Below are 12,513 nucleotides of genomic sequence, written 5' to 3'. Positions count from 1 at the left end.
GCATCAGGATTGTGCTTAATTTATATTTGTTCAGCGGGGTATTCGCGACAGGACGCCTGCCACCGCAGATCGCCCGCTGAGGGTGGGGTAGAAAGAGCGGCTTTTATCGCTTAGTGTACCGAGGGTAAGGATAAGCCCAGAAACTGAGCTAGAGTGCTGACCAGCAGATGATGGTCTTCGAGCTGTGGCGAGCCAGAAAGCGAGATGGTGCCGACGCAGCCCACATTGAGCAGGTTGATGGGGAATGCGCCACCGTGGGCGGCGTAATCGCGCACGCTGAGCCCATAGCGCTCTTCCAGCGTGACCTGCCGTTGTTGCAGGCGTAAACCCACCGCATAAGAGCTTTTATGGAAATGGTTGACCACGTTACGCTTGCGACGTACCCAGTCGGCAATATCAGGTGTTGCCCCTGGCATGGCGTAATAAAACAGCGTTTGTCCGCTCAGTTGGATTTCGATAGCGATGGGTAATTGACGACGTTCTGCGGCATTTTTTAGCGCCAAGCCCAGCTCCCACGCGGTGGCATGATCGAAATGATGGAAGGTGAGATCGGTTTCTTGTGTTGTGAGCGCTTGCAATTCATCATCGATATTCATCAGATTTTCCCCATGAAATGATTGATAACAGTCTATCCTGAACTGAAGATAGGACATAGATTGCCTGGCAATATTATAGAACTGCCATGAACAACGTGGGGGGACGGCATGCTGCACCTGTCTGAACGATCGGTAGTAGGTCAAATAAAAAATCATTGCCGCATCCTGGAGTATGCCGAATAGTTATGACATTCATTGAGTCGATCTCATCTTTTTACAGTGATGCCTGCATTACCTATGCCACACTGTCGATCACCTATTTTGCGCTGAGCAAAAACGCCCCCTTTTCTTACCAGTCGGCCCTGTGGAAACGGGTGTTGTTTGGTGTTTTGGCTGGGTTGGCGGTGGTGTATCTGAATCAGGATCGGCTGTTGCTTACCGGCAGCATCTACTTCAGTTTTGCCATGATCCCGATGATCCTGGTGATGTTTTTCGGTGGCGCAGTCAGCGGTGGGGTGTGCTATCTGGTGAGCTTTGGCTTTAACGGCGGTTTTACGCTGGATAATCTGTTTATCGGGGTGATCATCCTGGGGCTGCTGCTCTCGGGGGTATGGCGGAGAAAATCGAACCGGGTATTTTATCTCACCATCGGAATTATTGCGCTTTACCGCATTGCCGTGGTTGGCACGTTCGTCAACTTCCGCGAACTGTGGCTGGATATTTTACTGTATCAGGCGGCTTCGGCACTTTGTCTGGCGATTTGCTACCACGCCTTGAGCTTTAAAGAGCGACATATTCACGCCTTTTTCTCCATGCGTAACAAGGCAACGACCGATAGCCTGACCCACATCAACAACCGCGCTAGCGTAGATTACAAAATGATGCTGCAACAGGCTCAGCGGCAATCTTGTGGCCTGATGATCCTCGACCTGGATAACTTCAAAAAGGTGAACGACACCTATGGCCATTTGGCCGGAGACGGGGTTCTGGCCCATGTAGGGGAGATCCTGAAGGATTGTGTACGCCATGAGGACTTTGTCGGGCGCTACGGCGGCGAGGAGTTTATCGTCATCACCTCCAGTTATGATCCGCTGCATATTGCGGCGGTGGCGGAACGCATTCGTAGCCGGGTGGAGAGTTTTGATTTTATTACCGAGAACGGATATACGATCCGCATGACTATCTCCATCGGCACCTCGTTGTATCTGCCCGGCATGTCGGTGGAGAAAGCGATCGAGATGACGGATGAAGCGTTGTATGACGCTAAACGCGAGGGCAAAAACCGCGTGGTCAGCAGCCGCCTGATGTCACTTTCGCAGTTGGGGAAGGGGTTTGGCCGCATGGCGGCAAAGAAGCTGTAAGCGTGCCTGCACCGATGATTCAATTGATGAGGAAAAGGAATTAGGGAAAAGCCAGTTTGTGCAGGATCTGAAACCTCCTGCACGTATCTGGGGGAGTGGTGGCAACCAGGTTATGCATCTCCTCAGACAGCGGCCAGCGCCTGCTCGAGGATAGCCAGTGAGTCGCTGAGCTGTTCGCGTGTAATGATCAGCGGCGGGCTTAATTGCAGCACATTTCCCTGAGAAATCTTAAAACTCAGACCGTGGTTCAGGCAGTGATACAGCACCGCTTCTGCCTGATCGTAGGCCCGGGCTTTGCTCTGGTGATCCGTCACCAGCTCCACGCCCCACAGCAACCCAATGCCACGAACGTCACCGATAATCGAAAATCTCTCCTTCATCGCCAGCAGCTTATCGCGCATAAACTCGCTGTCGGCCTTGACCTTCGCCAGTAGATTTTCCTGTTCAATAACCTCCATGGTCGCCAGCGCCGCCGCACAGCCCAGCGGGCTCTTTTCATGGGTGTAGTGTCCTAGGGAAACTTGAGTTGCTACGTTGTATTTATCCTGCGTCACCATTGCGGCTATCGGTATCAGCCCGCCACCCAGCCCTTTGCCGATGCAAAGAATATCCGGCTCAATCCCGTAAGCCTGATGGGTAAACCATTCACCACTGCGCCCCATGCCGTTGGGGATGTCATCAATAATCAGCATTACCTGATGCTTATCGCAAATCTCACGCACCCGCTGCCAGTAAGCTTGGCTTGGTACCTGAACGTCGGTGTTACGCACCGCTTCAGCGATAAAAGCGCCGACGCCGCCTTCTTTCTCAATGACGTATTCCAGATAGTCTGCATAATGAATGTCGCTGCCATCTGGCGAATGCAGCGCGCCACGATAAGACACCGCAGGTGGAATACGCTCCATGCCAGCCATCAACGGTCCCATTCCCTGACGAAAACAGGCTTCACCCCCCACCGAAATCGCGTCCAACGATGCACCGTGGAATGAATCCCAAAGAGAGATGACCTTGCTGTTGCCAGTCACGTAGCGGGCGAGCTTCAATGCCATGCCAATCACCGACGTTCCGCCAGGGGCAAATAGCACGCGGTTCAGGTTTCCGCCGCAGATTTGTGTCAGTTTCTCCGCACATTCAATCGCTATCGGGTTAGTGAACCGGCGCGGTGAAAACGGCAATTGGGCAAGCTGTTCTGTCACGCGCTTCACTACATGCGGGTGGCCGTAGCCTAACTGGTGGACGTTATTGCCATGAAAATCCATGTAACGCTTGCCGGTCGCATCCTGAATGAAGATAGTCTCCGCGCCTTCCAGCACGTCAAGGCAAGGTGTGGACATCGCTTGATGCAAGAACACATCTGCATCACGCTGCAACCATGCCTGAGTGCGTGCGTCATTCATTGCCGCATTCCAGGCCTGACGCGCTGCGGTGGTATTGATATCGCCCTCGGTACGCAGGTGAGAAGCATCGTGTTGAGTCGTCATTATTGGGGGTTCCTGAGAAGTTATTTCTGTAACCGTTGAGCGATTCGCTCAAGCTTGATCATCAGCAGCAAGGTGATAGCTACCAGCACAATGGTGAGCGCCGCGCCGTCGGCAATGTTGCCGCGATCGGTGAGGCTAAAAATGGTTACTGGCAGCGTGGTCCAGCCTGGCGGATAAATCATCAGGGTCGCGCCTAACTCGCCCATCGACAGCGACAGGCTCAGTGCGAAGGAAGAGAGCATCCATGGCATCAACAGCGGCAGAGTGATGCGCAAGAGACGATAAGTTGGTGATGCGCCAAGGCTGGAGGCCACATTTTCTACATCCGCCGAGATACGCATCAGCCCGGTGGATATGTTGCTGAAGGTGAATGCGGAGATCAGCACGAAGTGTGCCACCAGCACAATCCACAGCGTGCCATTCAGTTGCAGCGGTTGCCGGCTGAAAGCCACCAGAATACCAAGCCCGACCGAGACGGAAGGAATGGCACTCGGCAGATAAAACAGCAGCCCCAACGTTTTTTGCAGACGTGGGATGTACTGACGCAGCGCGAGCGCCGCCCATGCGCCACACATCAGAGCAAACAGACTGGCGCTCAATCCCACCACCAGGCTTGAGAATAGTGAATCCCAGGCATCACCGCGAAACGCGCGCACAAAATGGGCAAGCGTAAACCCCGACGGTAGCACCGTATTCCACTGCTGGCTGAGGCTGGACATCAGGATCACCGCCAGTGGCAGAAAGAAAAACACGGCAAACAACGAGGTGGCCACGATGCCTGCGGCGGCACGTCCTTTTTTCGACCATATCAGCATGATTAACGTCCTGTTCCGGTACGAGAAGCGGCGAGGCGATAGAGCAGAAACAGCCCCAGCGACAGTAAGATATTGATCAGAGCAATCATGCAGGCCACGCTGTAGTCGGATTCCAGGATCGCTTTGCTGTAGACCATCATCGGCAGGGTGTTGACGCCTTTCGCGCCAATAAACAGTACGATGCCAAACTCATTGGTGGTGAGCAGCAGACAAAGGCTACCGCCTGCCAGCAGAGCAGGCAGCACCGCCGGGAAAATCACCTGGCCTATCACCCGCCACGGCCCCGCACCGAGACTGCTGGCTACTTCCAGTTGGCTCCTGTCTATCTGGCGCAGCGCGGCCATCAGCGGGCGCATCACCAGCGGCGTAAATACCGTAATTTCGGCGAGGATCACCCCTTGCATCGAGTAGAGAAAATCGACCGGCGGCATCGGCAGACCAAAAGCAGACATCAGCGCGCCGTTAAGCACGCCCGCCGAACCGTAGATGAAGGTGAACGCCAGAGTTATCAGGAAAGTCGGCAGTGCGATAAAGGTATCAATCACGCGCCCCATAAACCGACTGCCGGGAAAAGGAATGAACACCAGGATCAGCGACAGAATACTTCCCAACACCAGGCAACCCAGCGTGGCGCTCAGCGCAATTTGCAGAGTATTTAGCAGTGCACGGCTGAAGCGACGGGACTCTAGCACCTGCCAAAAAGCTTCGAAATTCCACTGGCCGCTGGTATCGCGCAGCGCCTGTTCAGCGATGAGCAGCAGCGGATAGAAAAACAGGGTTATCAGCACCAGCAACGGGAACGCGATCCACAGCCAGTGTGGGATAGAACGCGCCGGGCGGGCATGCGTCAAAATTATCGACATCTCACACCTCAATCAGCACAGCATCGTCAGGTTCAAAGTACAGCGGCAACACATCGCCTGCGCGTGGCAGCGGGTTCACCTGTGTCATCACAATACGTACGCTTTCCCCCGCGACGTCGCACAGCAGATGGGTCAAGTCGCCCTGCCAGTGCACCGATGTCAGCTTAGCCAACAAACGATTGCTGGCGGCAGAGCGGGGTATCAGACTCATATGCTGCGGGCGAATGCACAGCAGTTTGTTATGCCCGTGATGGCAGCCTTCACTCCAGGCGTTGATCACCGCTCCCCCGCAGCTTACAGCCACTTGTCCTGGGGCAGATGTGGTATTGAGAGCCATTGCCGCCAGAATGTTGGCCCGCCCCAGGAACTCGGCGGCAAACCGATTCGGTGGGTGATGATAGAGTTTGTGCGTCTCCCCATGAGCAATCAGCGAGCCGTCTTTCATGATGCCGATTTTATCGGCCAGAGTGAGCGCCTCAGTCTGATCGTGAGTGACATAAAGGATAGTCAGCTCCGGCAACGCCCGGTGCAGACGGGCGATCTCTTCCACCATCGAATGACGGATTTGCGCATCCAGTGCCGAAAGGGGTTCATCCAGCAACAGCACCTGTGGGCGTACTGCCAGTGCCCGCGCAATGGCAACGCGCTGCTGCTGCCCGCCAGAAAGCTGATGAGGATAGCGGGTGGCGTAATCCTCCATACCGACGCTTTTCAGCGCCTCGACAACTCGCCCGGCAATCAGCGCTTTCGGCTGTTTTTGCGCTCGCAGACCAAACGCCACGTTGTCCTCCACCGACATGTGCGGGAACAGCGCATAATTTTGCACCACCATGCCCAGCCCGCGTTTGTAGGGGGGGAGCCCGGTGACATCCTTGTCACCGATAAGGATCCGCCCACCCGCAGGCTGAACAAAGCCAGCGATCGCACGCAGCACCGTGGTTTTCCCCGATCCTGATGGGCCAATGAGCGCCAGGACTTCTCCGGGTTCAATCGTCAATGACAGGGGATGCAGCACCACGTTGTCGTGGTACGAAACGCGAAGCGACTCTAGCGTGATACCTGACATGCCCATCGTCATTGCGGGCTGCAACGTTTTGTTTTTCATTAACATCAGGCTTACTCGCTGTCGGTCGCTTGGTGCCAGCTTGCAATATCGCTCTGTAGAGAAACGGCGACCTGGTTCCAGTCTGGCTCCCAGCTTTTCACGCCCTGCATTGCCGCGATGGCGGCCTTGTAGTTGGCATCGTTTGGCGTGACATCCTTACGCACCGGCATGCCCCACGAAAGTTCGCTCACGCGGTTCTGCGCCGCTGGGCTCAGCAGGAAGTTGATCAGTTTTTTGCCATTGTCACTCTGCGGGCCGCCTTCAACCAGACCAATGGCATACGGCAACGCCAGTGCACTGCGCTCGCCATTTGCATCCGCAGGCCAGAAAATTTTCACGTTCGGGTTACGTGCCATTTGCGACAGGTTCATCTGCAAGTCGCCGTTGGCAACATACAGTTCACCTTTGTTGACCAGTGCGGTCAGCTTGCCCGTTGAGGCTGAAGGCCCCACGTTGTTGGCCTGCAATTTCCCAAGATAGGCCAGCCCCGCCTGTTTACTGCCAAAGCTGTGGAACGCCTGAAGCATGACTGCCGTACCGTCGCCCGCCTGGCTCGGCGTGGAGTATTGCAACTTGTTTTTGAACTGCTTATCCAGCAGCGCATCCCAACTGGCCGGTGCGGTCTTCAGCACGTTGTGGTTATAGATAAAACTCAGGTAGTTTTTCACCAACGGCGCATAGTTGGGAGTCGCACCTGGGATTTGTGCCGCTCCATCCGGGGAGAAATCCGCTAACAGCTTTTGTCCCGCCGCGCGCTGAATAAAGGGAGGCATGGTCACCAACACATCGGCCTGCGGGTTTGTGCGCTCTTTCGCAAGACGTTCAACGGATGGCTCCGCCGCCGCTCTCCACATACTGCACTTTGATGCCAGTGGCTTGGGTAAACGCAGCGAACTCTGCCTGATACCAACTGTTTTCACCGTCGTGCAGGCCATCGGCAGAGTAAACGGTGACGACCTGGTCAGCGAAAACCGGGGAACAGGCCAGTGCTAAAGTAGACAGCAGCGAGAGTCTTGAGAGTTTCATCGTATAGCCTCATTAGGTTGGTGGCATTCTGGTCTACACCAGATTTGCCATCACGCTAAACTGACTCTGTGACAATACGATGAATAAAAGATGTCACCCCGGTGAATGCCGCCGGGGAAAACAGAAAAGAGGGAAGGGAAATTAATGCGTGTCTACTTCAATTCGCAGGCTGTCGTGACGCCAGTACTCGATGTCGAGGTCAAGGATCCGCCCGTGCTGATCGTAGTTCAGACGGCTTAACAGCAGGGCTGGACGCCCCTCAATGACCCCCAGCGCCTCGGCAGCATCTGCTGGCATGGCAGTGGGGTAAAACGAAAGATGCATGCTGGTATACATCAAACCATAATGCTGCTGATAAATCTCGGTCAGACTGCCGTTGAGATTGTGGTTAAGCAGGTCCGGCACTCTGGCGGGCAGGCAGTGGTTCTGGCAATAACAGATGGCGCGTCCATCGGCGTAGCGCAGGCGGTTGAGCAGATAAATCTGGTCGAATGGCTGAAGTTGCAGCGCACTCATTGCCGTCACCGGCACCGTAGTCACTTGTCCATCCAGCATCACCGTTTTCGGCTCCCGGCCTTGCTCCAGGCACAGTTTGTGGAAGTTGGTGTTCTGTGTGGGGTCAAGCCACAGCCGTTGCGGCGTGACGAACCAGCCGCGGCGGTCCGATCGCCAGATAGCCCCACTAGCCTCAAGCAGCGCCAGGCTTTCACGGATAGTGACCCGCGTGGTGTTAAAAATGGTGCACAGTTCGCGTTCTGACGGCAGTTTGTCGCCGCTTTTTAATGCGCCGCTCTGAATACGAGCCTGAAGTTGGGCTTTGATCAACAGATATTGTGGTAACTCGCCAGAGGGTGATTTCATGCTGTTTCGCTGTGGCTGGTGATGCCGCTTATTATACACGGACATATGAATTTTTTGTTGCAGCAACAGATTTCCTTTGACCTGACGCAGCGCTTGTCATCATCATAACGACAAATCTGGTATAGACCAAAAGGTGATTTTGATGACTTCTCGTGACTACTTGCTTTTGACGCCAGGCCCGCTGACCACCTCTCGCACGGTGAAAGAAGCGATGCTGTTTGACAGTTGCACCTGGGACGATGATTACAACCTCGGTGTGGTACAGACCATTCGCCAGCAGTTGGTGCAACTGGCTACCCGCGAAGTGGGCTACACCTCTGTTCTATTGCAGGGCAGCGGTAGCTATGCCGTTGAAGCGGTACTCGGTTCCGCTATCGGTTCACAGGGCAAAGTGCTGATTGTCAGCAACGGTGCGTATGGTGCTCGTATGATAGAGATGGCGGAGATGATGGGGATCGCCTATCACGCCCTGGACTGCGGCGAGGTTGCACGGCCCAGTTTGCAGGCGATTGAGGAGATCCTGCAAAAAGAGGACGATATCAGCCACATCGCGATGGTCCATTGCGAAACCACTACCGGTATGCTCAACCTGGTTGCCGAGGTGGCAGAACTGGCTCAGCGCTACCAGAAGCAGTACATCGTCGATGCAATGAGCAGTTTTGGCGGCATTCCTCTGGACGTTGGCGCGCTCAAGATTGATTTCCTGATCAGCTCCGCCAATAAGTGCATTCAGGGAGTACCGGGATTCGCTTTTGTCGTTGCCCGTCGTGCAGCTCTTGAAGCCTGCGAGGGGCGCTCTCGCTCGCTGTCGCTGGATCTTTACGCTCAGTGGCGTTGCATGGAAGACCACTGCGGGAAATGGCGCTTCACCTCTCCGACTCACACGGTACTGGCTTTCGCGCAGGCTCTTAAAGAGCTGGCGGAAGAGGGCGGCGTCAGTGCGCGCCATCAGCGCTATCTCACCAACCAGCGTCAACTGGTTGAGGGAATGCGAGCACTCGGCTTTACGCCGTTGCTGAGCGATGACCTGCATTCGCCGATCATCACCGCGTTCTACTCGCCGACGGCGGAACAGTATCGCTTTAAAGCCTTTTATCAGCGCCTGAAAGATCAGGGCTTTGTGATTTATCCGGGCAAAGTGTCGCAAAGCGATTGCTTCCGCATCGGTAATATTGGTGAAGTGTATGCCCAAGATATCGCAGCGCTGCTGGGCGCCATCGGTTCCGCCATGTACTGGAAAAACTGAGAAATGACCATGAAACGTATTAACGCAGTGATCCTCGACTGGGCAGGCACTACCGTCGACTTTGGCTCCTTCGCACCAACCCAGATATTTGTCGAAGCTTTCCGTCGGGCCTTTGATATTGAAATTACGCTGGCAGAAGCTCGCGTGCCGATGGGGCTGGGCAAATGGCAGCATATTGAAGCACTGGGCAAACTGCCTTCGGTGGACGCTCGCTGGCAGGCCAAGGTTGGCCGGCCGATGAATAGCGCAGATATCGACAGCATTTACGCTACCTTCATGCCGTTGCAAATTGCGAAGGTTGTGGACTTTGCCGAACCGATTGCAGGCGTCACTGAAACCATCGCCAACCTGCGTGCCGACGGTCTGAAAATCGGTTCCTGTTCTGGCTATCCTCGCGCAGTAATGGAAAAACTGGTGCCTGCGGCAGCGGACTACGGTTATGCCCCTGATTGCTGGGTGGCAACGGACGATCTCGCAGCCGGTGGCCGCCCGGGCCCGTGGATGGCATTGCAGAACGTCATCGCCTTGGGCATCGATGCTACAGCTCATTGCGTGAAAGTGGATGATGCCGTGCCGGGGTTAGAGGAAGGATTGAATGCCGGGATGTGGAGCGTGGGACTGGCGGTTTCCGGTAATGAATTTGGCGCAACCTGGGCGGAATATCAGGCCATGAGCGCGGAAGATATTGCAACTCGCCGCGAGCATGCTGCTGCCAAACTTTACGCCGCGGGTGCCCATTATGTTATTGATACGCTGGTAGACTTGCCGGGTGTGATTGCCGATATCAATGCCAGAATGGCAAAAGGTGAGCGACCGTAATCGTCTAGCCCAAACCTGAATCCGACTCAGGACTAGCTCCCTCTCCCTGGATCCGTGTTGATGAAATCCCCAGATTTTGTATCGGGAGAGGGCTAGGGTGAGGGGGAAACCGCTAGCCTTAACTAGCCAACATTTTAATATGGTGGTGAGAGAGGGCTTGATTCGCAAGCTCACCCTACGGGCGGCCGGTCGGCCGTCCAAAATGTCTCTGCGCTGCGAGCCATTTTGTCGAACCCTGTCGAGGCTTCTCACCCCTCTCTCCTGGGGAACATGCAAAAAAGAGTCTGAACGTAAGTTCAGACTCTTTCTTGGAATATGGCGGTGAGAGAGGGCTTGATTCGCAAGCTCACCCTACGGGACGGCCGGTCGGCCGTGCAAAATGTCTCTGCGCTGCGAGCCATTTTGTCGAACCCTGTCGAGGCTTCTCACCCCTCTCTCCTGAGGAAGATGCAAAAAAAAGTCTGAACGTAAGCTCAGACTTTCTCTTGGAATATGGCGGTGAGAGAGGGCTTGATTCGCAAGCTCACCCTACGGGCGGCCGGTCGGCCGTGCAAAATGTCTCTGCGCTGCGAGCCATTTTGTCGAACCCTGTCGAGGCTTCTCACCCCTCTCTCTTGGGGAACATGCAATAAAAAAGCCTGAACGTGAATTCAGGCTTTCTCCTAAAATATGGCGGTGAGAGAGGGGTTCGAACCCTCGATACACTTACGCGTATACACACTTTCCAGGCGTGCTCCTTCAGCCACTCAGACACCTCACCGTTTCGTTGCGCGTTACTCAGTGCAACGGGGCGCTACTATAGGGAGAGTCGGCTAACCGGTCAAGAATATTTTTACGGTTTTAGCTCAGGTGGTTAAGCCGTGGTCGCTTTGCCGTAATTCAAGACCGGTAAACCGGTTTTACTACCCCATCACCAGCGGCATCCACACCAATCCGGTGACGATTAACAGCCCCAGGAAGATTAGGCCAAAGAGGGCACCAAGCCGCCAATAATCATTGGTAGGCAGATAGCCACTACCATAATAAATCGGGCTGGGGCCAGTCGCATACGGGGTGACGATGCTCCCCAGGCCAATGGCGGCACCGATCATCAGACTGAAGGTCGGCAATGGGATGGCGGGCAGCATCAGCGCGGCTGCAATCATCATTGGCGCTAGCGCCGAGGTGTAAGCCGTCGCGCTGGCAAAAAAGTAGCGCAGTAGATAGAACACGACGACCAACAGCACCATCACGACCGTCGTCGAGTATCCCTGCAAGCCGTGGGCAATCAGCTTGCCGAACCAGGTAATAAAACCGACGTTGTTCAGCCCGGTCGCCAGTGCAATCAGCGACGCCAGCCAGAAAAATACGCTCCAGGCTGCTTTATTACTGATGATGTCATCCCAGGTAATAATCTTACCTAGCAACATCAACGCGACTACCGAGTAGCCGACCAGCGCCGCATCAATATACTGCGCAGCAAAGATCCACAGCAGCAGGGCGATGACCATCAGCCCCAGCATTTTCTTCTCACGCAGGCTGAGTGGCCCCATTGCGGCCAGTTCGGCAGAAGCCCATTTTGGCACCTGCTCACCAGCCTTGATGGTTGGTGGATACAGGAGATAGCTCAACCAGGGCACCAGAGCGATCAACAGCAGGCTGAGGGGCAGCATGCCAACAAACCAGTCCCCCCAGGACAACGTCACATGGGACGACGTTTTAAGTAGCCCGACCAACAGCAGGTTGGGGGCCATGGCGGTGAGGAAAATCGCGCTGGTTACGCAGTTGGCGCAAATACCCATCCACATAATATAAGAGCCAATGCTGCGGGCGCTTGGCGTATTCGGCTGGGAGTCATACAACGGTGGCAGGTTACGTACGATCGGATAGATAATCCCCGCACCACGCGCCGAGTTGGAGGGAGTGACAGGGGCCAATAGCAGTTCGGAAAACATAATCGCGTAACCGAGCAACAGGGTTTTATGCCCCATCTTTTTCACCAGGATCAGCGCAATACGTCTACCCAGGCCGGTTTTTTCGTAGCCGGTGCCAAACATGAAGGCGGCAAATATCAGCCAGATCACCGAGTTGGAAAAGCCGGAGACCATCCACGTCAATGAGCTGGAAGTGTATTTAAAACCGGGAGCGGCAAGCTGTTCCGGGCTATAAAGCAACCAGGGTGAGAAAATGGCAATAATGGCCAGACCGGTCATGGCAACGACCGCACCGGGAGCCGGTTCCAGGATCAAACCGACGATAACGCCAAGAAACACAGAGAAATAGAGCCAGGCGTGGGGTTGTAACCCCGCGGGTGTTGGACATAAGGCGAGGGCTAGCGCCACAATAATCGGGGCAAACCATCGCCATGACAAATTGAACTTTGCCATAGCGGGAACCTCTTTTTAATTATAGGTAAGAGAG

10 protein-coding genes, 1 tRNA gene, 1 other RNA gene and 1 pseudogene are annotated in these 12,513 nt (G+C 54.9%); 3 read left to right on the top strand and 10 right to left on the bottom strand.

The genetic code is table 11. The features are described 5' to 3' along the window. Window positions 1-110 precede the first annotated feature (110 nt). Complete coding sequence (locus tag U869_RS0106550; RefSeq protein WP_025121124.1) at window positions 111-596, bottom strand: heme-degrading domain-containing protein; 486 nt, start codon at window positions 594-596, stop codon at window positions 111-113. A gap of 185 nt (window positions 597-781) precedes the next feature. Here U869_RS0106550 and U869_RS0106545 point away from each other — a divergent pair, with 185 nt between their 5' ends. Then, window positions 782-1,897 (top strand): GGDEF domain-containing protein, encoded by a 1,116-nt coding sequence (locus U869_RS0106545; protein WP_025121123.1) that lies wholly within the window; start codon window positions 782-784, stop codon window positions 1,895-1,897. Between the two features lie 122 nt (window positions 1,898-2,019). Here U869_RS0106545 and U869_RS0106540 read toward each other — a convergent pair whose 3' ends face one another. The 6 genes and pseudogenes from U869_RS0106540 to phnR all read right to left on the bottom strand — a co-directional run bounded on the left by U869_RS0106540 (window position 2,020) and on the right by phnR (window position 8,048). Next, window positions 2,020-3,378 (bottom strand): aspartate aminotransferase family protein, encoded by a 1,359-nt coding sequence (locus tag U869_RS0106540; protein WP_025121122.1) that lies wholly within the window; start codon window positions 3,376-3,378, stop codon window positions 2,020-2,022. Window positions 3,379-3,398: 20 nt separating this feature from the next. Then, a complete protein-coding gene (gene phnV / locus U869_RS0106535) occupies window positions 3,399-4,193 on the bottom strand; it encodes a 2-aminoethylphosphonate ABC transport system, membrane component PhnV (RefSeq protein WP_025121121.1) in 795 nt (264 codons plus the stop codon). A gap of 2 nt (window positions 4,194-4,195) precedes the next feature. Then, complete coding sequence (gene phnU / locus U869_RS0106530; protein WP_025121120.1) at window positions 4,196-5,056, bottom strand: 2-aminoethylphosphonate ABC transporter permease subunit; 861 nt, start codon at window positions 5,054-5,056, stop codon at window positions 4,196-4,198. 1 nt (window position 5,057) lies between these two features. Then, the gene (phnT, locus tag U869_RS0106525; RefSeq protein WP_025121119.1) at window positions 5,058-6,167 is read right to left on the bottom strand and encodes a 2-aminoethylphosphonate ABC transport system ATP-binding subunit PhnT; all 1,110 of its coding nucleotides are present in this window, start codon (window positions 6,165-6,167) and stop codon (window positions 5,058-5,060) included. A gap of 5 nt (window positions 6,168-6,172) precedes the next feature. After that, window positions 6,173-7,187, bottom strand: a pseudogene (gene phnS, locus U869_RS29250) (2-aminoethylphosphonate ABC transporter substrate-binding protein). Between the two features lie 141 nt (window positions 7,188-7,328). Further along, the gene (gene phnR, locus U869_RS0106515; RefSeq protein WP_025121118.1) at window positions 7,329-8,048 is read right to left on the bottom strand and encodes a phosphonate utilization transcriptional regulator PhnR; all 720 of its coding nucleotides are present in this window, start codon (window positions 8,046-8,048) and stop codon (window positions 7,329-7,331) included. 142 nt (window positions 8,049-8,190) lie between these two features. On the opposite strand from phnR, the gene phnW reads away from it, so the two are divergent. Both phnW and phnX read left to right on the top strand, forming a co-directional pair. Further along, window positions 8,191-9,294 carry a 2-aminoethylphosphonate--pyruvate transaminase gene (gene phnW, locus U869_RS0106510; protein WP_025121117.1) on the top strand — a complete coding sequence of 368 codons (1,104 nt, stop codon included), beginning with the start codon at window positions 8,191-8,193 and terminating at the stop codon, window positions 9,292-9,294. A gap of 9 nt (window positions 9,295-9,303) precedes the next feature. Next, a complete protein-coding gene (phnX, locus tag U869_RS0106505; RefSeq protein WP_025121116.1) occupies window positions 9,304-10,113 on the top strand; it encodes a phosphonoacetaldehyde hydrolase in 810 nt (269 codons plus the stop codon). A gap of 140 nt (window positions 10,114-10,253) precedes the next feature. Here phnX and U869_RS30500 read toward each other — a convergent pair. From U869_RS30500 to U869_RS0106495, 3 genes are all read right to left on the bottom strand, one after another. After that, window positions 10,254-10,386, bottom strand: a non-coding RNA gene (locus tag U869_RS30500) — RtT sRNA. A 397-nt stretch (window positions 10,387-10,783) separates the two neighbouring features. Further along, window positions 10,784-10,873 (bottom strand) — tRNA-Ser (locus U869_RS0106500). A gap of 142 nt (window positions 10,874-11,015) precedes the next feature. Continuing rightward, entirely contained in the window at window positions 11,016-12,479 is a 1,464-nt protein-coding gene (locus tag U869_RS0106495; protein WP_029987622.1) for an anion permease, read from the bottom strand. Between the last annotated feature and the right edge of the window lie 34 nt (window positions 12,480-12,513).

It is taken from the genome of Serratia sp. H1w (assembly GCF_000633355.1).
In the GTDB taxonomy this organism is placed as follows: Bacteria; Pseudomonadota; Gammaproteobacteria; order Enterobacterales; family Enterobacteriaceae; genus Chania.
The sequence above is the reverse complement of the archived record's forward strand: the minus strand, read 5'-3'. Positions and strand labels throughout refer to the sequence as shown.